The 25,301-nt window shown below is 46.6% G+C and carries 23 protein-coding genes and 1 tRNA gene; 20 read left to right on the forward strand and 4 right to left on the reverse strand.

What is annotated here, in order from left to right:
• The first annotated feature begins 45 nt into the window (after window positions 1-45).
• Together M1K58_RS08450 and M1K58_RS08455 are read left to right on the forward strand one after the other, a co-directional pair.
• The gene (locus M1K58_RS08450) at window positions 46-1,095 is read left to right on the forward strand and encodes an ABC transporter substrate-binding protein (RefSeq protein WP_256758320.1); all 1,050 of its coding nucleotides are present in this window, start codon (window positions 46-48) and stop codon (window positions 1,093-1,095) included.
• 124 nt (window positions 1,096-1,219) lie between these two features.
• On the forward strand, window positions 1,220-1,990 hold the full coding sequence (locus M1K58_RS08455; protein ID WP_256758321.1) for an SIMPL domain-containing protein: 771 nt from the start codon (window positions 1,220-1,222) through the stop codon (window positions 1,988-1,990).
• A 221-nt stretch (window positions 1,991-2,211) separates the two neighbouring features.
• On the opposite strand, the gene sda is transcribed toward M1K58_RS08455, so the two are convergent.
• The 3 genes from sda to M1K58_RS08470 all read right to left on the reverse strand — a co-directional run bounded on the left by sda (window position 2,212) and on the right by M1K58_RS08470 (window position 3,639).
• Window positions 2,212-2,472 (reverse strand): sporulation histidine kinase inhibitor Sda, encoded by a 261-nt coding sequence (sda, locus tag M1K58_RS08460; protein ID WP_256758322.1) that lies wholly within the window; start codon window positions 2,470-2,472, stop codon window positions 2,212-2,214.
• Window positions 2,473-2,712: 240 nt separating this feature from the next.
• Window positions 2,713-3,297: an ATP-dependent Clp endopeptidase proteolytic subunit ClpP gene (gene clpP / locus M1K58_RS08465; RefSeq protein ID WP_239616443.1), complete on the reverse strand. Its 585-nt coding sequence runs from the start codon at window positions 3,295-3,297 to the stop codon at window positions 2,713-2,715.
• Window positions 3,298-3,564: 267 nt separating this feature from the next.
• Window positions 3,565-3,639 (reverse strand) — tRNA-Arg (locus tag M1K58_RS08470).
• A gap of 227 nt (window positions 3,640-3,866) precedes the next feature.
• Here M1K58_RS08470 and M1K58_RS08475 point away from each other — a divergent pair.
• The 14 genes from M1K58_RS08475 (at window position 3,867) to M1K58_RS08540 (ending at window position 19,785) form a co-directional block, all read left to right on the forward strand.
• Complete coding sequence (locus M1K58_RS08475) at window positions 3,867-4,889, forward strand: sugar-binding transcriptional regulator (RefSeq protein ID WP_256758323.1); 1,023 nt, start codon at window positions 3,867-3,869, stop codon at window positions 4,887-4,889.
• A 121-nt stretch (window positions 4,890-5,010) separates the two neighbouring features.
• Window positions 5,011-6,021: a type I glyceraldehyde-3-phosphate dehydrogenase gene (gene gap / locus M1K58_RS08480; protein WP_256758324.1), complete on the forward strand. Its 1,011-nt coding sequence runs from the start codon at window positions 5,011-5,013 to the stop codon at window positions 6,019-6,021.
• Window positions 6,022-6,678: 657 nt separating this feature from the next.
• Entirely contained in the window at window positions 6,679-7,860 is a 1,182-nt protein-coding gene (locus M1K58_RS08485; protein ID WP_256758325.1) for a phosphoglycerate kinase, read from the forward strand.
• A gap of 11 nt (window positions 7,861-7,871) precedes the next feature.
• On the forward strand, window positions 7,872-8,627 hold the full coding sequence (gene tpiA / locus M1K58_RS08490; protein WP_256758326.1) for a triose-phosphate isomerase: 756 nt from the start codon (window positions 7,872-7,874) through the stop codon (window positions 8,625-8,627).
• A 1-nt stretch (window position 8,628) separates the two neighbouring features.
• A complete protein-coding gene (gene gpmI, locus M1K58_RS08495; protein ID WP_256758327.1) occupies window positions 8,629-10,164 on the forward strand; it encodes a 2,3-bisphosphoglycerate-independent phosphoglycerate mutase in 1,536 nt (511 codons plus the stop codon).
• 38 nt (window positions 10,165-10,202) lie between these two features.
• Window positions 10,203-11,495, forward strand: coding sequence for a phosphopyruvate hydratase (gene eno, locus M1K58_RS08500; RefSeq protein ID WP_256758329.1), 1,293 nt, complete (start codon window positions 10,203-10,205; stop codon window positions 11,493-11,495).
• Window positions 11,496-11,743: 248 nt separating this feature from the next.
• A complete protein-coding gene (locus M1K58_RS08505) occupies window positions 11,744-12,493 on the forward strand; it encodes a DeoR/GlpR family DNA-binding transcription regulator (RefSeq protein WP_256758331.1) in 750 nt (249 codons plus the stop codon).
• A 292-nt stretch (window positions 12,494-12,785) separates the two neighbouring features.
• Complete coding sequence (locus tag M1K58_RS29635; RefSeq protein WP_256758333.1) at window positions 12,786-14,285, forward strand: FGGY-family carbohydrate kinase; 1,500 nt, start codon at window positions 12,786-12,788, stop codon at window positions 14,283-14,285.
• 15 nt (window positions 14,286-14,300) lie between these two features.
• Window positions 14,301-15,086, forward strand: a complete 786-nt coding sequence (locus M1K58_RS08515; protein ID WP_256758334.1) for an SDR family NAD(P)-dependent oxidoreductase — start codon at window positions 14,301-14,303, stop codon at window positions 15,084-15,086.
• Entirely contained in the window at window positions 15,083-15,832 is a 750-nt protein-coding gene (locus M1K58_RS08520; RefSeq protein ID WP_256758335.1) for an HAD family hydrolase, read from the forward strand. Before M1K58_RS08515 ends, M1K58_RS08520 begins: the two co-directional genes overlap by 4 nt.
• 18 nt (window positions 15,833-15,850) lie before the next feature.
• Complete coding sequence (locus tag M1K58_RS08525; protein WP_256758337.1) at window positions 15,851-16,678, forward strand: carbohydrate ABC transporter permease; 828 nt, start codon at window positions 15,851-15,853, stop codon at window positions 16,676-16,678.
• 15 nt (window positions 16,679-16,693) lie between these two features.
• Entirely contained in the window at window positions 16,694-18,004 is a 1,311-nt protein-coding gene (locus M1K58_RS08530; protein ID WP_256758338.1) for an ABC transporter substrate-binding protein, read from the forward strand.
• Between the two features lie 44 nt (window positions 18,005-18,048).
• Window positions 18,049-18,924 (forward strand): carbohydrate ABC transporter permease, encoded by an 876-nt coding sequence (locus M1K58_RS08535; RefSeq protein ID WP_256758339.1) that lies wholly within the window; start codon window positions 18,049-18,051, stop codon window positions 18,922-18,924.
• A gap of 39 nt (window positions 18,925-18,963) precedes the next feature.
• Window positions 18,964-19,785, forward strand: coding sequence for a BtpA/SgcQ family protein (locus M1K58_RS08540; RefSeq protein WP_256758341.1), 822 nt, complete (start codon window positions 18,964-18,966; stop codon window positions 19,783-19,785).
• 144 nt (window positions 19,786-19,929) lie between these two features.
• Here M1K58_RS08540 and M1K58_RS08545 read toward each other — a convergent pair whose 3' ends face one another.
• Window positions 19,930-20,973, reverse strand: a complete 1,044-nt coding sequence (locus M1K58_RS08545) for an LCP family protein (protein WP_256758342.1) — start codon at window positions 20,971-20,973, stop codon at window positions 19,930-19,932.
• A 280-nt stretch (window positions 20,974-21,253) separates the two neighbouring features.
• On the opposite strand from M1K58_RS08545, the gene M1K58_RS08550 reads away from it, so the two are divergent.
• The 4 genes from M1K58_RS08550 to M1K58_RS08565 all read left to right on the forward strand — a co-directional run bounded on the left by M1K58_RS08550 (window position 21,254) and on the right by M1K58_RS08565 (window position 25,212).
• Complete coding sequence (locus M1K58_RS08550; RefSeq protein ID WP_256758343.1) at window positions 21,254-22,018, forward strand: sugar phosphate isomerase/epimerase family protein; 765 nt, start codon at window positions 21,254-21,256, stop codon at window positions 22,016-22,018.
• Window positions 22,019-22,172: 154 nt separating this feature from the next.
• Window positions 22,173-23,366 (forward strand): GNAT family N-acetyltransferase, encoded by a 1,194-nt coding sequence (locus M1K58_RS08555; protein ID WP_256758344.1) that lies wholly within the window; start codon window positions 22,173-22,175, stop codon window positions 23,364-23,366.
• A gap of 55 nt (window positions 23,367-23,421) precedes the next feature.
• Window positions 23,422-24,189 (forward strand): DeoR/GlpR family DNA-binding transcription regulator, encoded by a 768-nt coding sequence (locus M1K58_RS08560; RefSeq protein ID WP_256758345.1) that lies wholly within the window; start codon window positions 23,422-23,424, stop codon window positions 24,187-24,189.
• Between the two features lie 162 nt (window positions 24,190-24,351).
• Window positions 24,352-25,212 (forward strand): DMT family transporter, encoded by an 861-nt coding sequence (locus M1K58_RS08565; protein ID WP_256758346.1) that lies wholly within the window; start codon window positions 24,352-24,354, stop codon window positions 25,210-25,212.
• Window positions 25,213-25,301: the final 89 nt, after the last annotated feature.

A 25,301-nucleotide genomic window follows, 5' to 3' on the forward strand; every position in this document is an offset into this window, starting at 1 on the left:
CGCACGTAAAGGCTTGTCTAGACAAGCGTACTGGGGGCCGGCATTGTGACAAACAGGTATAAAAGCTTTCAGGGAATCATGGCTGTCATTGTTCTTCTACTCTTCTCAGGTTGCAATGGCTCGACCTCATCGGCGACCTCCCAGCCACCCGCGCAAACGGAGAGCGATGACAAAGCTCAAGACAATATGGGAGAGATCCCAATCTCTTCCCAGCAGGATATTACTCTTGGATTTTCCCAACTCGGTTCCGAAAGCGATTGGCGGCTGGCGAATACGCAGTCGATCCAAGAATCGGCTGCGGAGGCGGGGATTAAGCTTGTGCTCGATAACGCGGAACAATCTCAAGAGAAGCAGATCGAAGCGATCCGCAGGTTCATCGAGCAGAAAGTCGACGTCATTGCAATGTCTCCCGTTGTCCAATCGGGGTGGGAGCCGATTATGAAAGAAGTGAAGCAGGCGGGTATTCCCTTGATTCTGTCGGATCGTTCGGTAGACGTTGACGATTCGTCTCTATACGTGACCTTTATAGGCTCGGATTTCACGGAGGAAGGGCGAAAAGCCGGTAAATATTTATTGGATAAAATGCGTGACGAGGTTGGCTCTATCGGCATAGTCGAACTCAAAGGTACGGAAGGATCGTCGCCGTCTATTGAACGAGGCAAAGGCTTTCGTGAAATTATGGCCAAGCGGGAAGATTTCAAAATATTAAAAAGCGAATATGCGAACTTTACGCAAAAAGAAGGAAAGGAAGTCATGAAATCGTTCTTGAACGAAAAAGGACGCGACATTCGCGTGTTATTCGCCCATAACGATGACATGGCGCTAGGAGCGGTCGAGGCTATCGAGGAATACGGGCTTACGCCCGGCAAGGATATCATTATCATTTCCGTAGACGGAACCCGCAAAGCTTTCGAGATGATGGCGGAAGGTAAAATCAACTGCGTAGTCGAATGTAATCCGCTGTTAGGCCCGAACCTCATGCAAGCGGTTAAAGAATTGATGGCCGGCCGAACTCTGCCGAAACGCATCGTGACACCGGAAAGCGTATTTACGGAAGAGATGGCGGAGAGGGAAGTGTCGAAGCGAAAGTATTGATTAGCGATAGGAAAGAGGGTTCACTCTCCAATGAAATTCCAGTTCTCTACTCTACATGAAATTGTTGAAACATTTGGGTGATCTTATGCGTTATAAGATCAAACAATCGAAAGGGGTAAGGTTGATGAAGCAACGCACGCTGAAAGTGTTGATGGTGACTATGGCTGTAGTTGTAATTGGATGGGGTGGTATTGGGAGAGGGGGCAACGAGGTGGTGTCAGCTGAATCGTTACCGGCTACGACAACATCTGCTTACACGGTAACGGTTGGAGCCACAGGATCGATTATGGTAGAACCGGATGTCGCGTATTTGAATCTGGCAGTTGAAACACGTGGCTCGAAAGCTGCAGATGCTCAACAAGCGAATGCTACGAAATTTGCTGTAGTAGAGAAGACGTTGTACGAGAAATTTGCGATCGATAAGAAAGATGTAAAAACAACAAGTTTCGATGTACAACCCGAGTATAACTACACAGAGAAGGATGGTCGGGTGCTGAAGGGATATGTGGCTGTTCATTCTATTCAGATTACTTACCGGAAGCTGCCGGAAATCGGCAAGCTGTTTGATGCATTAACCGCAGCGGGAGCTAACCGTCTGGATGGTGTGCAATTCTCTACCGAGAAGAAGGACCAATATGAGCTGGATGCGTTGAAGAAGGCGATGGACAATGCTGCTGCTAGGGCGGGTGTGCTTGCGACGTCAGCTAAACGTCAGTTGAAGGGTGTAGTTAATATCGTGCAAGGTGGTGGATCGAGTATCCCTATCAACTACTATGCAAATGATTCTGCGCAGATGAAATTGATGGCCACTCCTGAAAGCGCGGCTTCCTCTTCCGTACAATCCGGACAAATCGAGATTAGTACACAGGTAACCGTTCAGTATGAAATGCAATAGCTTGTGTGGTTAAACGAAGCAGTGTTCAAGTCGCCACCAAGAATAGGGCGAGCGACGCTCACAAATCGAATGGTGAAGCCTTAGCAACCCTTATGGTGGTTGTTGAGGCTTTATTTTTTGGGGCTTGATATAGATTGCGGGACAGTGTTCCAAGCTTTTGTGGATAATAAATAACCCGCCATCCATAAGGAGGCGGGTTTAGGGTTCAGCTCTGTGGGCGTCTATGCTTCTTTGTAAGAGCTTAGCTGGCGAATAGAGAGTGCTTCTTCTAGCAACTCAATGAATTCGTTAGATAAGTTCATCTTCTTAGCTTCCCTATACACTTCTAGTAGGTGTTCATCTTTCAGCGGACGAAGCAGTGATGCTTTATCGCTAAGCCGACGACTGGCCACCATGTCTATGTGGCTTTCATTGATGTTCCTTAAAGGTGTATGGTCTTCGGTTGAATTGGTAACAAGGTACGGATAGGACCGTTCAGGCACGGGGATCCCTCTCTTCCACAGTTCCTAAGAAATGTCTATAATTGGAGCTAAATGGTATTACCACATAAGACAGCATATCATGGATTGTCCGACTAGCAGAGAGGGCATTCAAAGATTTGAATTTGTATTGACATATTTTTGGGTGTGTGATATTTAGCATACTAGGTTTGAGGAAGTGAAAAAAAACGCGTATTGTCGTCGGATGACGGCGATACGCGTTTTTGTTTGATAAAGCTTTAATTAAACGACTTTATCGATAACCTTATCGATTAGTCCATATTCCCGAGCAACTTCAGCTTCCATGAAGTTATCACGGTCTGTATCCTTCTCGATACGCTCAAGGGGCTGACCTGTGCGTTCAGATAGAATACCATTTAACTTATCCCGTAGCTTCAGGATACGTCGAGCCCGAATTTCAATATCACTAGCTTGACCTTCTGCTCCACCAAGTGGTTGGTGAATCATGACTTCGCTGTTCGGAAGGGCAAATCGTTTGCCTTTGGCTCCTGCCGCGAGCAGGAACGCTCCCATTGATGCAGCCATGCCCACGCAGATAGTGGAAACATCGGGTTTAATGAACTGCATCGTATCGTAAATGGCCATACCGGATGTGATGGAGCCGCCGGGGCTGTTAATGTATAGGTGGATGTCTTTTTCCGGATCTTCGGCTGCCAGGAACAGCAATTGGGCGATGATGGAGTTAGCAACTACATCATTAACCTGTGTACCTAGAAAAACGATACGATCCTTGAGTAAACGGGAATAAATGTCGTAGGCACGTTCGCCTCTGTTAGTTTGCTCGACAACCATAGGTACAAAACTCATGTTTGACGTCCCTCCTCATGATTTGGTTTTTTTATCATAGCGAATTCGCGGGTAAAAGTCAAAGAAAGTCAAAGCGGCGTCAAAGACACATTTCTGGTTATTCTGGTATCCGTATATGCCGAAAGGGGGTACCCCCTTTCCTCTATATACTTCCTGAATAATAAAATGGATTTGTACTGCTGAAAGGGTAGGAGGGGAGAAGAAACAAAAAAACCGACCGTATGGAACGGTCGGTTGTGCTGTATGCTACTGATTGGTAAATAGAGTTGGCGCGCCCGTGAGGAATCGAACCTCAATCTCAGCCTTCGGAGGGCTGCGTCATATCCGTTGGACCACGGGCGCTCGTTATGACAGCAAGGGTTATTATATGGGATTTGAGAACAAAAAGCAAGTGAATATACGGTTTTAAATTTGTTATTTTCGTGACTCGGAAGTATTGCAACTATGGGGGATTTTCGATAAAATAGAAGTGGGACTCAAAGTGATATGGCGGGACAATTAATGTCCACCTATCTCGTTCTCGTCATTGCTGACAATGACCATTTGGTCTCAGGAGGATGCGCGAAAGAATGCGAAAAATTGTAGACATTCAGAAGAAGCTGCTTCCTGATCTGTTAGTGGTGATGGAGAAAAGATACGACATATTGCGCTGGTTGTACTTATCCGGAACCATTGGACGTCGTACGCTTGCAACGAATCTGAATATGACTGAGCGCGTGCTTCGTTCCGAATTGGAAGTATTGAGGGCGCAAGGCTTATTGGACACAGCAGCGGCAGGAATGACGCTTAGTGAGAGTGGCCGACAGCTTGTGGAAGAGATGGAGCCGATCGTCAAGGAAATGTTCGGCTTATCGGATCTGGAAGAAACGGTTCGTAGCGCATTCGGGTTGAAGCGGGTCATTATCGTACCAGGCGACTCAGATACCTCAGATCATTTCAAAATGGAGCTTGGTAGAGCGGGAAGTCGGGTGCTGCGGGATATCCTTTCCCCTGGTGATGTCGTTGCGGTCATGGGTGGATCTACAATGGCTCGAATGGCGGCACAGTTCGCCATACCTTCACAATTGAAGGACAACTGGTTCGTGCCTGCACGAGGTGGTTTGGGAGAGAGCGTAGATTACCAGGCGAACACGATTGCCTCAGAGTTGGCTAAACGAACGGGAGCTCGGTATCGTATGCTTCACGTACCTGATCATCTAAGCGAGGAAGCTTATCAGACGATTATGCAGGAGCCCAATGTTCGTGAAGTAGTGGATATGATACGTAGTGCACGTATCGTTGTTCATGGGATTGGGGATGCCGAAACAATGGCTAGACGTCGGAAGCTCGTAGATGAGACAAAGGCGGAATTGGTCAAGGACGGAGCACTGGCTGAAGCATTCGGTTATTACTTCGACCGTAATGGCAAAGTCGTGCATCGGATGGCGACGGCGGGATTACGCTTGGAAGATATCGAAGCCGCAGGAATGGTCATTGGCATCGCGGGTGGACGTAGTAAGGGCGAGGCAATCGCATCGGTAATGAGATTTGGTCATGATGACATCCTTGTTACAGACGAAGCGGCGGCTATTGAAGCTCTACGGCATGTTTAATCCAAATGATGGAGTTTCAAGTGTGAGAAAAGGGTAATCCTACTTATAGTGGTCTCGGCGCTACAGGCGCCTTGATATATAGATCAAAACAAATCTTTATTATTCCAAGGAGGAACCAATCATGGCAGTAGTAAAAGTTGGTATTAACGGATTTGGACGTATTGGACGTAACGTATTCCGCGCATCCCTGAATAACCCGAACGTAGAGATCGTTGCAATCAACGACCTTACAGATGTTAGTACTCTTGCGCACCTTTTGAAATATGACACAACTCACGGTAAATTGGATGCTAAGGTTGAAGTGGGCGAAGGCGCACTTATCGTAAACGGCAGAACAGTTAAAGTATTCGCTGAACGTGATCCTGGTAACTTGCCTTGGTCTTCCGTTGGTGCTGAGATTGTTGTTGAATCTACTGGTATCTTTACTGCGAAGGACAAAGCTGAGCTTCACTTGAAAGGCGGCGCGAAGAAAGTTATCATCTCCGCACCAGCTACTAACGAAGATATCACAATCGTTATGGGCGTTAACCATGACAAATACGATCCAGCTGCTCATACAATCATCTCCAACGCTTCTTGCACAACGAACTGCTTAGCTCCATTCGCTAAAGTATTGAACGATCAGTTCGGAATCGTTAAAGGCATGATGAACACAATTCATTCCTACACTAACGATCAAAGCGTTCTTGATCTTCCACATAAAGACCTTCGTCGCGCACGTGCTGCGGCTGAGAACATCATTCCTTCATCCACAGGTGCTGCTAAAGCAGTTGCACTTGTATTGCCTGAGTTGAAAGGCAAATTGAACGGTATGTCCATGCGTGTTCCTACACCTAACGTATCCGTAACAGATCTCGTTGCTGAATTGAAAGTTAACGTAACTGTTGAAGAAGTTAACGCTGCTTTGAAAGCTGCTTCTGAAGGTCCGTTGAAAGGCATCTTGAACTACTCCGAAGAGCCGCTTGTTTCCAGCGACTACAATGGCGATCCTGCTTCTTCCACAATCGATGCATTGAACACAATGGTTGTTGAAGGCAACATGGTTAAAGTTCTTTCTTGGTACGACAACGAGTGGGGCTATTCCAACCGCGTTGTTGACTTAGCTGTTTATGTTGCTAGCAAAGGCCTGTAAGGATATCTAATCCCCCTAAGTCCCCCTTTTCAAAAAGGGGTATTCCAAGGGCTCTGCCCTCTGGACACCCGTCGTTGTCGAAGGAGTTTTCGATGACGGTGGGGAGATACAGTGTGCTATGATCGCTACGTCCCGGATTTGCTGCGCAAACCCGGGACTACGCTTTACTTATGAGCAGGCTGGGTGACTCCGTTACGCGCTTTCTGCGCTGCGGGTCTGTTGGTAGAGAGTGACTCCCCCGCGCATGACTGCGCTTCTTGGGGAGTTGCAGATAGGGAATGACTCCCCCCGCGCATGACTGCGCTTCTCTGGGAGTTGTAGGTAGAGAGTGACTCCCCTGCGCATGACTGCGCTTCTCTGGGAGTTGCAGGTAGAGAGTGACTCCCCTGCGCATGACTGCGCTTCTCTGGGAGTTGCAGGTAGGGAATGACTCCCCCGCGCATGACTGCGCTTCTCTGGGAGTTGTAGGTAGAGAGTGACTCCCCTGCGCATGACTGCGCTTCTCTGGGAGTCGTAGGTAGAGAGTGACTCCCCTGCGCAATGACTGCGCTTCTTGGGGAGTTAGAATATACGAAGTACGGAAACTAGGTGGGCTCCCTTCATTGGAGCCTAGCTTTGTTCCCGGAGATTTACACCCCACTCGAGGAGGTTTGACTCTTGAACAAAAAAAGCGTAAGAGACGTCGATGTTGCAGGGAAAAAGGTATTTGTTCGTGTTGATTTCAATGTACCTTTAGAAAATGGTGCTATTACGGACGACACGCGTATCCGTGAGACGTTACCGACGATCAAATACTTGATCGAAAAGGGTGCGAAAGTTATCCTCGCTAGCCACTTGGGTCGTCCTAAGGGCGCAGTTGTGGAAGAATTACGTTTAACGCCTGTTGCTACTCGTTTATCCGAGTTTCTAGGTAAAACGATCATTAAAGCAGACGAAGTTGTTGGTGCAAGCGTGCAAGCACAAGTAGAAACGCTGAAAGACGGCGATGTTCTATTGCTTGAGAACGTGCGGTTCCACCCAGGTGAAGAAAGCAATGATTCCGAATTGGCCAAGGCTTTGGCCGCATTGGCGGATTTGTACGTGAACGACGCTTTCGGCGCGGCTCACCGTGCACATGCGTCGACAGAAGGTATCGCTCATCACATTCCTGCTGTATCGGGCTTGCTGATGGAGAAAGAGCTGGACGTACTCGGCAAGGCGCTGAACAATCCGGAGCGTCCTTTCACAGCTATCGTAGGCGGATCGAAAGTTAAAGATAAGATTGATGTTATCAACAAGATGATCGAGATCGCGGACAATATCATTATCGGCGGTGGAATTTCCTATACCTTCTTCAAAGCACAGGGCAAAGAAATTGGTCTGTCCCTTTGTGATGATTCCAAGCTTGAGCTGACTAAGGAATTCGTCGAGAAAGCGAAGAAGTTAGGTAAAAACCTCTATCTTCCAATCGATATCGTTGTTGCGGATGATTTCAAAGCAGATGCGAATAAGGATATCGTAGATATCGACCATATTCCTGCAGGTTGGGAAGGCGTGGATATCGGACCGAAAACTCGTGAAATCTATGCTGAGGTTATCAAGAACTCTAAGCTAGTTGTTTGGAACGGACCAATGGGCGTATTCGAAATCGAGCCATTCTCCCATGGTACTCGTGAGGTTGCTCAAGCTTGCGCAACGACAGATGCTTACACCATCATCGGTGGTGGAGATTCTGCTGCTGCAACTGAGAAGTTTAAGTTAGCGGACAAGATGAACCATATTTCCACAGGCGGCGGCGCGTCACTTGAGTTCATGGAAGGTAAAGTCCTTCCAGGTGTTGTAGCACTTAACGATAAATAGAGGTGAACCTAATGAGCAGAACACCAATCATTGCAGGTAACTGGAAAATGTTCAAAACAGCAGGCGAAGCTACGGCTTTCGTTGCTGACGTTAAAGGCAAAGCAGAGGTTGCTGGTGTAGAGAGCGTTATCTGCGCTCCGTTCACGGCGCTTCCGGCGTTGGTAGAAGCGGTTAAAGGCACGACGATCAAAGTCGGTGCACAAAACCTTCACTTCGAAGATAATGGTGCTTTCACAGGCGAAATTAGCGGAGTTATGCTGAAGGATCTTGGCGTTCACTACGTTATTATTGGTCACTCGGAGCGCCGTCAATATTTTGGTGAATCAGACGAAATCGTGAACAAGAAAGCTCATGCTGCTTTCCGTCATGGTCTTACTCCGATCATCTGCGTAGGCGAGAAGCTCGAAGAGCGTGAAGCTGAACAGACGAAAGAAGTTGTTCGCGTTCAAACAGAAGGCGGCCTAGCAGGATTAACTGCTGAGCAAGTTGCGGAAACAGTTATCGCATACGAGCCAATCTGGGCGATCGGAACAGGCAAATCCTCGACTTCCGAAGATGCTAACGAAGTAACTAGCTACATCCGTGGTGTTGTTGCAGCTCAATTCGGTGCTGAAGTTGCTGACAAGGTTCGTATTCAATACGGCGGAAGCGTTAAGCCGAACACGGTAGCCGAGTACATGGGCCAATCCGATATCGATGGCGCTTTGGTTGGTGGCGCTAGCCTTGAGCCAGCTTCATTCGTGGCACTAGTCGAAGGGGCGAAGTAAGATGGCAGTTCCAAAACCGGTTGCGCTCATTATTCTCGATGGCTTCGGCCTCCGCGAAAGCACTCACGGTAATGCCGTTGCTCAAGCTAATAAACCTAATTTTGATAAATTCTGGAGCACTTATCCCCATACGACTCTAACAGCATGTGGGGAAGCGGTTGGATTGCCAGAAGGACAAATGGGTAACTCCGAAGTAGGTCATCTTAACATCGGTGCGGGTCGTATCGTTTATCAGGATTTAACTCGTATTTCCAAGTCGATTCGCGATCAGGATTTTTACGATAACTCCACGTTACTCGGTGCGGTTAAGCATGCGAAGGCAAATAACAAGAAACTTCATCTGTATGGCTTGTTGTCTGATGGTGGCGTACATAGCCATATTGCACATTTGTTCGCTTTACTAGAGCTGGCTAAGAAAGAAGGGCTGGATCAGGTTTATATCCATGCTTTCCTTGATGGTCGCGATGTATCTCCGGACAGTGCAGTTGGTTATTTGACGGAATTGCAAGGCAAGATTGAAGAGCTCGGAATTGGCCAGGTCGCGACGGTTCAAGGTCGTTACTACGCGATGGATCGTGACAAACGTTGGGAACGGACGGAGAAATCCTACCGCGCTATGGTGTATGGCGATGCTCCAACTGCTGTTGATCCTATTGTGGCGGTTAAGGAATCTTATGAGAAATCCGTATACGATGAGTTCGTCATGCCAACAGTAATTGTTGGAGCAGATGGAAAGCCGGTTGGATTGGTGGAGTCCGAGGATGCTGTTATTTTCTTCAACTTCCGTCCAGATCGCGCGATTCAGCTGTCAAACGTGTTCACGAACGAGGATTTCCGTGGGTTTGACCGTGGAGCTAATTTCCCGAAAAACCTGTATTTCGTTTGTATGACGCTTTTTGCGGAAACCGTTGGAGGTTTCGTTGCGTATAAGCCTAAGGAGTTAGATAACACTTTAGGTGAAGTTCTCGTGCAACACGGGAAGAAGCAGCTCAGAATTGCTGAAACGGAGAAGTATCCACACGTTACGTTCTTCTTCAGCGGCGGGCGGGATCATGTTCTGGAAGGCGAGACTCGTATTCTCATTAATTCACCGAAGGTTGCAACCTATGATCTTCAGCCTGAGATGAGTATTTATGAAGTTACGGAATCGCTTGTTAAAGAGATCGAAGCGGACAACCATGATACGATTATCCTTAACTTCGCTAATGCGGATATGGTAGGTCATTCTGGTATGCTAGCGCCGACGATTAAAGCAGTAGAAGCAACGGATGAGTGTCTTGGTAAAGTTGTTGAGGCAGTTACGGCTAAAGGCGGAGTGTGTGTGATTATTGCTGATCACGGCAACGCGGATATGGTCACTGACGACAACGAACGGCCTTTCACGGCACATACGACGAACCCTGTTCCTTGTATCGTGACACAAGCTGGACATACGCTTCGCGAAGGCGGTATTCTAGCGGATGTGGCACCAACGATTCTTGCTCTTATGCAGCTTCCACAACCAGAGCAAATGACAGGTAAAACCTTAATTGTCTAACCCGATTAATCATTAACCCATTTAAAGGAGTGTTACTCATGACAATGATTACTGATGTATATGCACGCGAGGTTCTTGACTCCCGTGGTAATCCAACGGTTGAAGTTGAAGTTCATTTGGAATCCGGTGCACAAGGTAGTGCAATTGTACCATCCGGTGCATCTACTGGTGCTTATGAAGCGGTTGAGCTTCGCGATGGCGACAAAGGCCGTTACCTTGGTAAAGGTGTATTGAAAGCTGTTGAAAATGTTAACATGATTATTGCTCCAGAAATCATTGGCTATGACGCTCTTGATCAAGTCGAAATCGACCAAAAAATGATCGAATTAGACGGTACTCCAAACAAAGCTAAGCTAGGCGCTAACGCGATCCTTGCTGTATCGATGGCTGTTGCACGTGCGGCTGCTGAAGCTCTTGATGTACCTTTGTATACTTACCTTGGCGGTTTCAACGCTAAGACTCTTCCAGTACCGATGATGAACATTGTTAACGGCGGCGAGCATGCTGACAATAACATCGATGTTCAAGAATTTATGGTGCTTCCAATCGGTGCAGCTACGTTCTCCGAAGCTCTTCGTATGGGAACTGAGATTTTCCACGCACTTAAAGGCGTATTGAAAGCGAAAGGCCTTAACACTGCTGTGGGTGACGAAGGCGGCTTTGCTCCGAACCTTGGTTCGAACGAAGAAGCTCTTTCCACAATCATGGAAGCGATCGAAAAAGCGGGCTACAAAGCTGGCGTTGACGTATTCTTGGGTATGGACGTTGCTTCTACTGAGTTCTTCAAAGACGGCAAGTATCACCTTTCAGGCGAAGGTAAGTCCTTTACTTCTGCTGAGTTCGTTGATCTTCTTGCGAGCTGGGTGGATAAATACCCAATCATCTCTATCGAAGACGGTTGTTCCGAAGACGATTGGGCAGGTTGGAAATTGCTTACTGAGAAATTGGGCGGCAAAGTACAACTCGTTGGTGACGATCTGTTCGTTACGAACACTGAGCGTCTGTCTGACGGAATTCAACAAGGCGTGGGTAACTCCATCCTCGTTAAAGTTAACCAAATCGGTTCGCTTACTGAAACTTTCGATGCGATCGAAATGGCGAAACGTGCTGGCTACACAGCTGTTATCTCTCACCGTTCTGGTGAGTCCGAAGATAGCACAATCGCTGACATCGCTGTTGCGACTAACGCTGGTCAAATTAAAACGGGCGCACCGTCACGTACGGATCGCGTTGCGAAATACAACCAATTGCTTCGCATTGAAGATCGCTTAGGCTCTACTGCGAAATACGGCGGCAAAGCAGCGTTCTACAACCTTAGCAACCTGAAGTAATTCAATAGCATCAAAGCTCTTCCACATAACAGACAGCTTAGTCAGTCATCACGATAAATAAGAAGGACGGACCCTGCGCTTATGCGCGGTCCGTTCTTTTTTCGTATTCTAAGCAGGGTGGTTATCTCTAAGGTTTCCGAATAGATTGTCAAATAGCTCCCGATTGTCTACAATAGATAATGATCGAAAGGTGATCATTATTTGCGTTTTATGTGCATAAATAATCGAAAAACATGAGGTGATCGAAAGTGAATAATAAGCGTGAGAAAGATATTTTGGAATTTCTCCATGCGCAGTCGCCTTCGTCAGTTCTTCAGCTTGCTTCCCATTTGCAAATATCTGAGGTGACGGTGCGGAGGGACCTAGTCGAGATGGAGCAAAAGGGGTTAATTGTTCGAAAGCGGGGGTGGGCTTTCCTTCCTGGTCTTGGAATCGAGCCGTTGTTTAATCAAAGAATGAAGCAGAATGCTGACTTGAAGCAAAAAATTGCAGCTTACGCGGCAGATCAGATATGCGAAGGAGAAGTGATAGCGCTCGATATTGGAACGACGGTTACGGAGCTAGCCAAAGAGCTGTTTCGTAAAAAGAACATAACAGTGTTCACGTTTTCTTTTCAGGCGGCCAGTATTCTCTCGCAAAGTAACATTAACTTATACCTCGTGGGCGGTAATCTACGTAAAACAGAAATGTCCCTCGTAGGATCAATTACACGCGATACGATCATGAAATTTCACTTCGACCGTTTTTTTATGGGTGTTGCTGGTCTTTCCAAGGATAATGGACCGACGGATTTCAATTTAGAGGAGTCTGAGATCAAGCGTGCGTTCATCGAACGCTCCAAGCATGTGGTCGCCTTGGTCGACAAAATGAAGATTGGCGTAACGTCGCTCGTGAAGGTGTGTGAATTTGAAGAGATTGACGAAATTATAACGAATGACGATGAGGATAAATCGCTGTTCGAGAGCATTCCGTTCCATGGTAAATGGACGCTTGTATAGCTTTTGCGAAGTGAGATTGGGTAACTAAAGCTTAGAAGGACGGTGAAAACCGTCCTTTTTTTGTTTTTTTATGAAAATATTGATGTAATTTACAAACGTAGATATGGCAAAATGATCACAAATAGATCGTACGGTGATTGAAATTAGATCGTTATAAGTTTTTTATTGACCGCAATGTTACATTATGGTATATTTTATTCACAAATCGAAAGTTGAGTGAGATAACCTAACATAAATATGTCTTCGCTTGCTTTCAACAACAACTTCCATGAGTAACTAAGGAGAGTGGATTGTGAGTCGCTACGCACTTGGCATCGACATCGGCACGACATCGGTTAAAGTCATTCTGATTTCTCGTGAGGGACGAATTGTTTACGAGACAAGCTCTGCCCATGATCTTCATTCGGAATCAATTGGTTGGGCGGAGGAAAGTACGGAGGATTGGTGGAGTAATACCTTACTTGTCATCAGGAGAATGATCAACGAAGTTCCGCAAGCCATTGAAGGTATTGAGGCGGTAGGTGTCAGTGGCATGGTGCCTGCGATTGTACTGCTCGACGAAGAAGGCAATCCATTGAGGCGATCGATTCAGCAAAATGATGCGCGTTCAGTCAAGGAGATTGAATGGCTGAGAAGTCGTCTAGACCAGGATGAGCTCTATCGATTGACTGGAGGCTTTACTAACCAGCAGCATGTTCTGCCTAGACTGCTATGGGTAAGAGCAAATGAGCCTGAAGTTTGGAACAAGACGGCGACAATCCTGGGTTCCTACGACTATATTACCTACAAGTTGACTGGGCAAACCTCTATTGAAGTAAATTGGGCTGCCGAGAGTGGTCTGTACGATATTCACCGTGGAGAATGGCTTACAGCTCAGATGCAAGGGTTCAATATTCCTCCTAAACTGTTTCCGGATGTTCACTTATCTACAGATATCGTCGGAACCATAACGAAAGCGGTTTCATTACTAACGGGTCTTCCTGAGGGCATACCTGTCATTGCTGGAGCTGCAGATCATGTCGCGTCAACATTGGCGGCGGGAATCGTGGAAGAGGGAGATTTGTTAATTAAGTTCGGAGGGGCAGGAGATATCCTTTACTGCACCAATGAACTTGTTACGACTCCTGAGTTATTTTTTGACTACCATGTTGTTCCAGGTAAATACCTCTTAAACGGTTGCATGGCGGCTAGTGGCTCACTTGTGAAGTGGTACATCAAGGATTTGTTACAAGCGACGGACGACAGTATTTACAAAGAGCTAGACGAAGCGGCGCTACAAGTCAAGCCTGGAGCTGATGGGTTAATCATTCTGCCGTACTTCCTAGGAGAGAAGACTCCTATCTTTGATCCAGAAGCTAGAGGCGTGATGTTCGGCTTAACCTTATCTCATGGTCGAGGCCATATTTTTCGGGCGATTTTGGAGGCGGTCATTTACGGCTTCCGGCACCACGTCGAAGTGCTCGAATCTCTTGGCTATCGTCCTAATAAGGTTTATGCGACTAATGGCGGGGCAAAGAGTAAGTTTTGGTGTCAGATCGCTTCAGACGTGCTGAAATGCGACATTCGCTCGTTTCCATCCCATCCAGGCTCTGCACTCGGAGTTGCGTTCGTAGCAGGGATGACCGCAGGGCTGTTCACGGATTGGTCTGAAATTCATGATTTCCTGCAAGACTATCGGGATTTCTCGCCGATCCCTTCCAACTCGGATGTTTATGATAAATCGTATCAGGTTTATCGAGATTTGTACCGGCAGCTAAAGCCATCGTTCGAAGCGATACAACACTTATATTAAGGGAGAGATGACATCATGACTTACCAACCCTTGCACAATCAAGTTGCTCTTGTAACGGGTGGCGGTGCTGGAATCGGTCAAAGTATTGCTCACAAGCTCGCATCTTTGGGAGCGACAGTCGTTGTGACGGACATGCGGGTGGAGGCTGCTGCGACTACAGTTACGCAACTGACACCGCAAAAGCCTGAACATTTAGCGAAGAAGCTTGACGTAACGAATAAAGACGAAGTTATTCAGGTATTTGGCGAAGTGGTGGAGCAATTCGGCGCTATCGATATTTTGATCAACAATGCTGGTGTTTCTACGATGAACACGATAGAGAACTTAACAGAGAAGGAGTGGGACTTTAACTTCGACGTTAATATCAAAGGTATGTTTTTCTGCACTCAAGCGGTCATTCCGCATATGCGGAAGGGTGGGAAAGGCAAGATCGTGAATACTGCGTCTATGGCTGGTAAACGCGGGGTGCCATTGCTGGCTCACTACGCGGCTTCCAAATGGGCGGTCATAGGCTTCACGAAGAGCGCAGCGATGGAGCTGGCAGCTTTGAATATTACCGTAAACTGCGTATGTCCTGGTTATGTAAAGACCAGCATGCAGGAACGTGAGTTGGAGTGGGAAGCTGAGCTGCGGGGAATGACGCCGGAGGAAGTGAAGGACGAGTACATTCGCAACACACCTTTAGGTAGACTTTGCACAGCGGATGATGTGGCTAAAGCGGTCGGATATCTTGCCTCCCCAGATGCTGATTTTATCAGCGGAGAGGCAATGGATGTGACTGGAGGGGCGGGATTGGGTTGACGATTATCAAGGTAGGCTCGGACGAATACGACATCGATGGCGTTGTTTTTGATAAAGATGGACTACTCTTTGAGTCGATGCACTTCTGGAAAGGGTTAGCTGAGATCCGAATCTCCCATCTGAAAAGGATTAAAGGTTTTCCGATAGAGAAATGGAGCGAGCTGTTTGGTGTCCGCATGGAGGAAGGTCGCGTTGTTGACATCAATCCCAAAGGGATCTTCGCAATCGCAGCTCCACATGAGGAAGTCACAATCACTGCTTCGTTGATACATGAAGCTACAGGAAATGAATGGGGGCTGTGTCGTAATCTTTCGGATACTGCTTTCCGAAGCTCGGATGAAGAATTCGATGTACGCAAGGTACTATTTCCGAAGCCCGGGTTTCCCGATATTTTCCGCAGGCTGAGGGAGGCTGGCATTCCTTATGGAATTGCGACCTCTGACGATGCAGAGCGGACACAAATCTCAATTGACGCTTATGACCGTGCCGATGCACTTTCGTTCATCATCACGCCCGTCCATGTGAAGAAAGGGAAGCCGAGTCCGGATATGCTACATCTTGCGTCTGACATCATGGGAATTCCGACGAGTCGGCTACTCATGCTCGGAGATTCCTATGTGGATGTTCAGATGGCTCACGAAGCCGGTAGCATTGGAATCGGAATCCCGGATGACGACGAGATGAGAGCAAAGATGGTGCCTTACGCTTCCAAAATTATCGCATCATTAGAGGAACTTGAGTTTTAGCGAGAGAGGAGCTGTTAAATGACCGCAAAACGGAGCGAAAGGCTACTAGATAGCCTAACCTATATCGCGCTCACCGTATGTGCACTTATTTTTCTTCTGCCGATCTTATGGATTGTCCGTACCTCGTTTACGACCAAAGCGATCGCCTATCAGATTCCTCCGAAATGGTTCATAACGCCGACGTTAGATAATTATCGAGATATTTTTACCGATAATCCGTTCGGAAAGTACTTTATGAACAGTATGGTCGTTTCACTGGTTTCGACGGTCATTGCTGTTTTTCTCGGGGCAATGGCGGCTTATTGGATCGCTAGACGGGTTAAGGGTGGGAACTTCCTAAGGATCGCAATTCTGGGAACACAGATGCTTCCTCCAATCGTGATGGTCATTCCGATTTTCATGATGATTAAGAAGCTGAACTTGCTTGATTCATGGGTTGCTCTGATCGCGACCTATTTATCCTTTAGTTTGCCATACATGATCTGGCTGCTGATGGGGTTCTTCGAGGCTATTCCGAAAGACTTGGACGAAGCCTGCGAAATCGATGGCTGCACCAAAATGCAGGCTTTCACAAAAGTGGTCTTACCCTTAGCGGCACCCGGAATAATGGCAGCTGGTATTCTTAGCTTCCTGATGGCATGGAACGAGTTTTTGTTCGCCTTGGTGCTTACGGGCACTGGAGCGCGTACGCTTCCTGTCGCGATTGCCAACATGGAAACCCAACAGGGTGTCATGATTGCACAATTATGCGCGGCGACAGTAATCATCATTCTTCCAGTTGTCGTTTTATCATTGTTTATTCAGAAATACCTGGTTAACGGCATGACAATGGGCTCTGTCAAATAGGGAGGGGATTATCAGATGAGAAAACATGGATTAGTACTGATGGCAATTATTCTTACTCTTTCGCTTCTGTCCGCATGTAGTTCCGGAAACAAAAGCAATTCATCAGAAAGCTCCGCAGCGTCGGGTGGTAAAGGAAAGAAAGAACTGAACATCTTAATGGAATCGGTGCCAGACACCGAATTCGTTAAGCAAGTGGTGGACAAATACACTGCCGAAACGGGAGTTAAGATCAACATCGAAGCCGTCAACTATGCTTCGATGCACGAGAAGCTTGTTCCGCAATTGTTGAATGCAACGAGTAGCTACGATCTCATCGTCGTAGACAATTACTGGGTTGGTGAATTTACAGACGCGGGTTGGATGGAGCCGCTTGATAGCTTCATTGAGCGTGACAGATTTGATACAAGCGTTTACTTGAAATCGTTGTTTAACATGGTTGGTCAAGTTGATGGCACTACATATATGCTTCCTTTCTACAATTATGCAATGTCTCTTATTTATCGCACGGACGTCTTCATGGATCCTGAATTGAAAAGCAAGTACCAAGCGGAATTCGGACGGGAGCTCACAATTCCAGAAACCCTTGAAGAGTACGTCAACATCAGCAAATTTATCACTAAGGAAAAAGGCTCGACCATGTATGGCTCTGTCATGATGGGTCTACGTCCGGATCCGATCAGTGTTGAATGGTTGAACTATCTGTATAGCTCCGGAGGAGAGTTCTTCAAAGAGGATGGTTCTCCGAGAATTAATGATGCAAATGCACTCAAAGCGTTAGAGCTATACATCGACAACATGAAGAATGCGGCTCCAAAAGGTGCAGCAGGTTTCGGCTTCGACGAAGCGTTTAATGTTTTTGCGCAAGGTAATGCTGCTTCCTTCGTTACTTATAACTGGATGCTAAACAAGCTTCAGGACAAAGAGGAGTCCAAAGTAGCTGGCTTGGTTAATGTAGCCGAAGTTCCGGGAGGTGCTTCACTTAACGGAGGCTGGGGATGGGCTATTCCTAAGAATGCTGAAGATAAAGAAGCTTCTTGGCAATTTTTGAAATGGGTTGAATCCTTCGAGATAGCTAAAGAACGTGCATCTCTAGGTGGGTCTCCGACACGTAAGGATGTTTTGACGGATAGTGATGTGCTAGGACAATTCCCTCATTATGTTAATGTCCAGAAGATCATCGAGAAATCTAAAATGATTCCGATTATTCCACAAGCGCCGCAATTGATTGAGATTCTGGGACGTGAATTGTCGGAGGCTGTATCCGGTGGGAAGTCTCCTCAGGATGCACTGGATACGATAGCGAAAGAAGTCAAAGAATTCGAGTAGTCACAGGATATATCATTTCATAAAGGGGAGGTGGTGGGTGGACAGTGTTATCGGTAAAACGTAAGCAATTTCTGATCTTTATCGTTCCTTCCTTGCTCGTGCTCGCTGTGACGGTCCTTTATCCACTTGTCTATTCGTTCATCATGAGCTTTACTTCGTCATCTCTTAAAGTACGAGGTTTCGGCGATTTTGTCGGGCTGGATAACTATATCAAAGCGTTCAAAGATGCTTACTTTATTAAGTCGGGCTGGACTACGGGGCTTTTTACGGTAATCGTAGTTACGCTGGAATTTGTATTCGGACTGTCTGTTGCTTTAATGCTCAATCGGATCAAACGGGGTAAAAAGCTCTTTTTTACAATCATCATTGTGCCGATGCTGATCACCCCTGTTGCCGTTGGCCTTATTTGGAGGCTGCTACTGCACCCTGATTTGGGAATTGTGAACTATTTGCTTGGAGTAGTAGGGCTGGAGGGTCAGGCATGGCTTGGTGATGCGAAGTTGGCCATGATGACCGTTGTGCTCATCGATATTTGGCACCAAGTTCCGTTCATGATTTTGTTATTGCTTGCCGGATTGGTTTCTTTACCCGGAGAGCCCTATGAAGCAGCCACGATCGATGGAGCTAGTCGATTGCAAACCTTCTGGAATGTAACATTGCCTTTGATGAAGGAAACCATTATCGTTGCCGTCTTGTTCCGCGTCATTACCGCCATCAAAACCTATGATCTCATCTATGTTTTGACTAAGGGGGGGCCAGGTACGACAACGGAGGTTATTAGTTATCACATCTACAAACAGGCCTATACATTCTTGAATACAGGATATTCTTCCGCAATGTCCTACTTACTCCTTCTCGTTATCATGCTGCTCAGCGTCGTATTCGTGAGATTGGGTAGAGGGAAAGCGCAAGCTCGTTAAACAAACCTAGATAGAAATAACATAAAAGGAGTGATTGGAATGACATGGTTAAAAGAAGTTATCGGGACGGAAAAAGCAATTATTGCGATGTGTCATCTGTTACCATTACCGGGAGATCCACATTTTGATGCTAATAAAGGTATGGAGTACGTTATCGAGATGGCGAGAAAGGATTTTCTTGCCCTTCAAGAAGGTGGCGTAGATGCGGTCATGTTCTCTAATGAATTTAGTCTTCCTTATCTGACTGACGTCAAAACAGAGACCGTAGCCGCAATGGCTCGGATTATCGGCGAACTCATGCCTCTAATCAAAATCCCGTTTGGTGTGAACGTCCTATGGGATGCCAAAAAGTCGCTTGATCTAGCCGTAGCAACCGGAGCGAAGTTCGTTCGGGAAATCTTCACCGGTGTATATGCCAGTGATTTCGGTCTGTGGAATACGAATGTAGGAGAGACGATCCGTCATCAGCACCGCATCGGTGCGGAAAATGTGAAACTGTTGTTTAACATTGTGCCGGAAGCAGCTAAATATGTAGCGGATCGTGAAATTGAAAGCATCGTAAAGTCGACCGTGTTTAACAACCGACCAGATGCACTCTGCGTATCGGGATTGACGGCTGGTGCGGAAACCGATGATCAAATTTTACAGCGTGTTAAGAATACTGCGAACGGAACGGTCGTACTCGCGAATACGGGTATCCGAATGGAGAACGTGGAACGGCAGCTTGCAGTAGCTGACGGCGCGGTCGTTGGAACAACTTTTAAGTACGATGGTATATTTGAGAATCACGTCGACATCGAGCGTGTTAAACAGCTGATGGATAAGGTGAAGGCGTTCCGCGAAGCTGCGGTCGCTGTATAATTGGTCATGCAAAGGGATTATCAATAGTTATAAAAGCAACCCTGAACCGTGTACAACGGTTCAGGGTTGCTTTTATATGTGGAGATGCTATGAATGTGAGGGCTGTTATTGATCAATCACGTTCAGTGGAACTGGTGCCAATAGTTAGCTAGCAAGCTGCTCCTGCACATAGCTTTTTATTTTTTCAGGTTCGATTACGAGAACATCCATTCCATTAATGATTTCGTTCTTGAAGGCGCCCGAAGGTGGGATTTGAATCCCTGCTAGACTACTCGTATCGAGCTTCATGCCTAGCCGTGCTAGCTTAATAAGATCACTTGGTGGAATACTTGTCTCGATGTATGGAGCAATTCCGTTGAGTAGCTGTGGCAGCTTCAATAAAGAGGTTGTCTGCTGCAGCTTGTCGGCGATGGCCGTTAGAAATTTTCTTTGTCGGTCTGATCTTGCAAAGTCGGACATTGCATCACTTCGATAACGGACATACTGCAACGAGGTTAAGCCGTCAAGATGCTGCATTCCTTTTTCCAGCTTAATGTTATATCTAGGGTCATCCCTGTTGTCCGTTCGCTTCATATTCTTGTCGACCTCAAAATCAATACCGCCAAGCTCGTCAATTAAGGAGATGAAGCCTTCGAAATCTGTGTAGACATAATAGTGGATAGGTAGATCAAGGAGGTTGTGGACCGTATCCATTGCAAGGAGGGGCCCGCCCACCGTAATGGCCGCGTTAAGTCGATTTGAGCCGTGCTGTGGAATCTTAACGTATGTGTCCCTCAAGAGGGAGAATAAATGCGTACTCTTAGTGACCGGATCGATAGAGACGAGCATCATGGTATCTGATCGTGGCTTGGCATTGCTCTTTACTCCACGGGAATCCCCGCCTAACAATAAAATGTTAATGCGCTCGTCTCCGGACCATTCAGGTGGCTCAATAATGGCGAGCGGAGTTGGGATTGTTCCGTCGGTCGCGGTGACTGGAGAGGGTTGATTGTGTATTGGATTGACATAGATCTTATCCGCGAAGGAATAAATAGAATAAATATAATAAGCCGCTATGGAAGCGATAAGGATAACGACGCCTAATATCGAATAAAGCCATATTTTTCGTTTGGTACGCTTATTCAATGATCTCTTCGGTGGCAAAGCGGGGTGCTCCGGATGCTCGGATAGCGTAGATTGTTCTTCCATGTATCTTTCAATCCTTTCCGAATGAGTGTCATCCAATAATACGACTCAAGTGTGTGGAAAGTTGTTCCATTTCGTAAAAAAATGTTATGTGATTGTAAAGAGAATCTTTCTTCTAAATCAAAGGGGATACGAGTAATCTCCAAAATGCCATACAAAGAGGACAAAAAACCTTATCGTGAAAATGCTTTCTTAAGACTATAATGGATAACAGAAGACGAAAGCTTGAACAAACCCGAGCAACGGGCGACTAGGATTAATTCATAGGAATGGTGGGGTTGAGATGAGTAAACCGCAAGTAGGCATTCAGTTATATTCCGTTCGTGATCGCAGTGAGAAGGATTTTCTGGCTACAATTAAGGAGATTGGTGAAATCGGTTACCGTAACGTGGAGTTGGCAGGTTACTATGGTCACTCCGCTCAGGAAGTTCGTCAAGCTTTGTCCGATGCGGGCTTGAACGCTCCTTCCGCGCATGTGGGATTAGCCGTTGGCAATGAAGCGATATGGGACGATCTGAAGACTAAGGTTGAGTATAGCTTGGAGCTTGGAGTGAAGCGGTTTATTGTTCCCTATTATCCACTTGGAGACAATCCGACATTAGATGCTGTGAACCAAATGGCGGACAACCTTGAGCAGGCAGCTAAGATTGTTCAGGATTCCGGGCTGCAGTTCGGCTATCACAATCATGCATTCGAGTTTAAGCCAGTTGAAGGTAAGCTGATTATTGATCATATTCTGGAAAGAATCCCGGCTGAACTGTTGTTCGCAGAATTCGATCTTGGCTGGGTTAAGGTAGCAGGTCAAGATCCAGCGGAATATGTGAACAAATATGCGGGGCGTCTTCCTGTCGTTCATGCGAAGGATTTCAAAGAAGATGGAACGGATACGGAAATTGGCCGAGGCTCCGTCGATTGGGATTCTGCACTAGCAGCATGCGAATCCGCAGGTGTAGAATACGTCATCATCGAGCAAGAGCGTTATGAAGTGTCCTCACTTGAGAGCGCGAAGCTGAACTATGAGTGGTTCAAAGCACGCGGCTGGCTCTAGCCTTATAGTTGTACATTCAGCATGGAACACTAAGCTCGGCTTATGCCGGGCTTTTTGGCATTTGTGTCTGTTGAGGGTCAGCATCTTACTCCACGAGGATATCTTTGTTACTATAGAGATAATAGTACTAGTCAGTTGAGGAGGCAGAACAGCTATGGAGATCAGACAGCTTCGAGCAGATGAGTTTGAGATAAGAAAGGCGTTAACGGAATTCGCTTTCCAGAAAAAATGGACGGAAAAAGAAACAGAAGAAAGGCAACTCCTCTTTCGCCCTGAGAATGATTGGGGGGCGTTCGACGAACAAGGGGCATTGTTGTCGGCGTTGCTCATCCACACGATGGATGTGTGGATTCAGGGCAAGAAGCTGGCGATGGGTGGAGTATCGGCAGTAGCCACTTGGCCTGAAGCGAGAAGGCAGGGATGCGTAAGTCGGTTGCTAGTCCATGCCTTGGAGACGATGAGAAGTAATGGACAAACGATCAGCATGCTGCACCCGTTCGCTTTTCCTTTTTACCATAAATACGGTTATGAAATGACGATCGAACGCAAAAAATACACGATCGAAACGAAGCAACTGCCTCCTCGCAAGGAAGTGCCAGGACAGGTTAAGAGAATGCCCACGCCTGACATAGAAGTGCTGGATGGCATCTATTCGGCTTATGCTTCACGATTTAGTGGGACGCTTGTGAGGACGCAGGAATGGTGGGAGAGCAGGCTACTGATCAAAACCGGTGCGTTTGCGGTTTACTATAATGAAAGTAATGTTCCTGAAGGTTATGTGTTCTATCATATCGAGGATAGAAAGCTGCTGATTCATGAATGGGTGAGCACGAATGAGACGTCCCGTGTGGCCTTGTGGACGTTCATAGGCAACCATGACTCGATGATTAACGAGGTAACGACGACCGTACCGATAGATGATCCATTGCCGTTCTTGTTAGCCGACCCTAGGATTAAGCAGGAGATTATCCCTTACTTCATGTCGAGAATTGTGGATGCGCAAGCTTTCGTAGGACATTACACTTGGGCTCCAGGCAATCAAGATGAGGCTATTGTGATATCTCTGTCTGACTCCCATGCACCATGGAATAATGGAGCCTACCAGCTCGTGTGGAGCCAAGAGGGTCAGGGCCGATTGAAGCTGTTGGAGGGCGATGCCGCGAAGGCTGTGACGTCTGAACAGGGGGCAATAATCTGTGATATCCAAGCGCTGACAGCTATGTTAGTGGGTAATCGGAAACCATCCTTACTTCAGGAGTGGGGGCGGATTAGCGGGTCTAAGGAAAGTGTGGAGCTGTTGGAACGACGGATTCCGGAGCGGGTGACGTTGTTGATGGACTTCTTCTGATCAAGCTAATGAATATGGGATTACGAGATGCCACGGCAAGAAGGAGTGGGTTGAGGTGTTTGCACAGCAACGACATCAGTTAATTATCGAGAAGATAAATAAAGACAAATCGATTCGAGCCTCAGAGCTTATTGAGATGTTCGATGTGTCATTTGAAACGATAAGACGCGATCTCGAGTATTTGGAAAATGAGGGATGCTTAAAGCGTGTTCACGGGGGCGCGATATTGAAGGAACCGGATTATAGCCGTGAAATACCGTTGCCGATACGTGAATCTATATTTGTGGAAGAAAAGACGGAATTATCCCAGAATGCGTCCAGATATGTGACAGAGGGGATGTCCATCGCGCTGGATGCCAGTACGACAAATACGCAACTAGCGAGGATGTTCAAGAGTAAGTTTAAACGTCTGACAATCATTACGAATTCATTGCCGATTATGAATGAGTTGGTCGATAGGCCTGGATATACGCTGATCATGATCGGCGGTATTCTTCGCCAAGAGGAACAGAGTATTATTGGTGACTTAGCTGAAGAATTTACATCGCGGTTTCATGCTGATTTATTCTTTATGAGTATGAGTGGGGTTACGATAGAAGACGGCATTACAGATAACGCGATCGGTGAAGTGCAGGTCAAGAAGATCATGCATGCCAATGCGAAGCAAACGATTGTGCTTGGAGACAGCAGTAAATTTAATCAGGTTTCCCTCATTAAGGTATGTGCATGTGCTCAGGTTGACCGGTTTGTAACGGATTCTAAGATCGATAGAGCTCTTGTGGAGAAATACAAAGCGAGTGGTATTGAGATCGTCTATGAATAGAGGGCATCGCGAAATAAGGAAGTTCGTTTAAACGGTTCTTAGTGAAATCTAAGAGTCGTTTTTTCTTGTTTATGAGGTTGTGTTTTCCTTTGTTGTATTGTATTTGTGTGTGTTTGTGTGATAACATGTTGAAAACACATACAAAAGAAGAGTGGTACTCAGATGATCGCAATTCCTCTTATCCTCGTTCTATGTTCAGGTCTGGCACACGCTGTGTGGAATATGTTTGCTAAGCAAAGTACGGATAAGCCGGTGTTCTTATGGGTGATTTATGCTCCGGTAACGCTTCTCTTACTCCCGACAGCGATCACTGAAATGGCTGTTGCTCGGTTTACATGGAATGAATGGTTGATGATTGGGTTGTCTCTAATTATGCAAGGTGTGTATTCGCTGTTACTTGTCCAAACCTATAAGGCGGGGGATTTATCTCAGGTGTATCCTATTATGCGCGGTACGCCGACCGTGTTGATTCCAGCGGCCGGCGTACTTGTATTGGGGGAAACGATACCTCTCTGGGGATGGGTTGGGATAGGCTGCATGCTGATCGGATTCATCATCATGGTTGGACGAAGCCCAAGAACACAGCATAAACATACATCCCTTAAACCTGTATTGTTGGCTCTGAGTGTGGGCCTGTGTATTACAACTTATACACTACTTGATAAAACGAACCTGCAATACATTTCTCCTCTTTCACTCCTAGCGGTGACTAATCTTGGTTTTATGCTAGGTCTGACGCCAGCTGCACTTCATCTGGACCGATTGAAGCGTGTTATACGCACGCATTCCCGAATCATTTGGATCGGGGCGATCTTGTCTCCGGGCTCTTATTTATTGTTCTTAATTGCAGCAAGTACTGCCAATGTATCCACTGTCGCTCCCTTACGTGAGGTAGGAATTGTATTCGGCACGCTACTGGGGATATTTGTATTGAAAGAAACACAAGGAACCCGGAGGATTGTGGCTTCAATCGCTGTTGTGATAGGTATTATTGTAATTGCGTTATCAGCAAAATCCATATGAAGTATAAGAATGATATAGATTAACGTATAGATTAGGTTGTCAACCTACTGGGAATTGTGATAAAATAAAAATACTGTTTTTCAAAAGCA

This window comes from Cohnella sp. WQ 127256, from assembly GCF_024519285.1.
Lineage (GTDB): Bacteria > Bacillota > Bacilli > Paenibacillales > Paenibacillaceae > Cohnella.

Excerpts from the sequence above, each read along its gene's own strand:
- M1K58_RS08455 (WP_256758321.1), top strand. The coding sequence starts at position 1,220 with ATGAAGCAACGCACGCTGAAAGTGTTGATGGTGACTATGGCTGTAGTT.
- clpP (WP_239616443.1), bottom strand. The coding sequence starts at position 3,297 with ATGAGTTTTGTACCTATGGTTGTCGAGCAAACTAACAGAGGCGAACGT.
- M1K58_RS08475 (WP_256758323.1), top strand. The coding sequence starts at position 3,867 with ATGCGAAAAATTGTAGACATTCAGAAGAAGCTGCTTCCTGATCTGTTA.
- gap (WP_256758324.1), top strand. The coding sequence starts at position 5,011 with ATGGCAGTAGTAAAAGTTGGTATTAACGGATTTGGACGTATTGGACGT.
- tpiA (WP_256758326.1), top strand. The coding sequence starts at position 7,872 with ATGAGCAGAACACCAATCATTGCAGGTAACTGGAAAATGTTCAAAACA.
- gpmI (WP_256758327.1), top strand. The coding sequence starts at position 8,629 with ATGGCAGTTCCAAAACCGGTTGCGCTCATTATTCTCGATGGCTTCGGC.
- eno (WP_256758329.1), top strand. The coding sequence starts at position 10,203 with ATGACAATGATTACTGATGTATATGCACGCGAGGTTCTTGACTCCCGT.
- M1K58_RS08515 (WP_256758334.1), top strand. The coding sequence starts at position 14,301 with ATGACTTACCAACCCTTGCACAATCAAGTTGCTCTTGTAACGGGTGGC.
- M1K58_RS08525 (WP_256758337.1), top strand. The coding sequence starts at position 15,851 with ATGACCGCAAAACGGAGCGAAAGGCTACTAGATAGCCTAACCTATATC.
- M1K58_RS08530 (WP_256758338.1), top strand. The coding sequence starts at position 16,694 with ATGAGAAAACATGGATTAGTACTGATGGCAATTATTCTTACTCTTTCG.
- M1K58_RS08540 (WP_256758341.1), top strand. The coding sequence starts at position 18,964 with ATGACATGGTTAAAAGAAGTTATCGGGACGGAAAAAGCAATTATTGCG.
- M1K58_RS08545 (WP_256758342.1), bottom strand. The coding sequence starts at position 20,973 with ATGGAAGAACAATCTACGCTATCCGAGCATCCGGAGCACCCCGCTTTG.
- M1K58_RS08550 (WP_256758343.1), top strand. The coding sequence starts at position 21,254 with ATGAGTAAACCGCAAGTAGGCATTCAGTTATATTCCGTTCGTGATCGC.
- M1K58_RS08555 (WP_256758344.1), top strand. The coding sequence starts at position 22,173 with ATGGAGATCAGACAGCTTCGAGCAGATGAGTTTGAGATAAGAAAGGCG.
- M1K58_RS08565 (WP_256758346.1), top strand. The coding sequence starts at position 24,352 with ATGATCGCAATTCCTCTTATCCTCGTTCTATGTTCAGGTCTGGCACAC.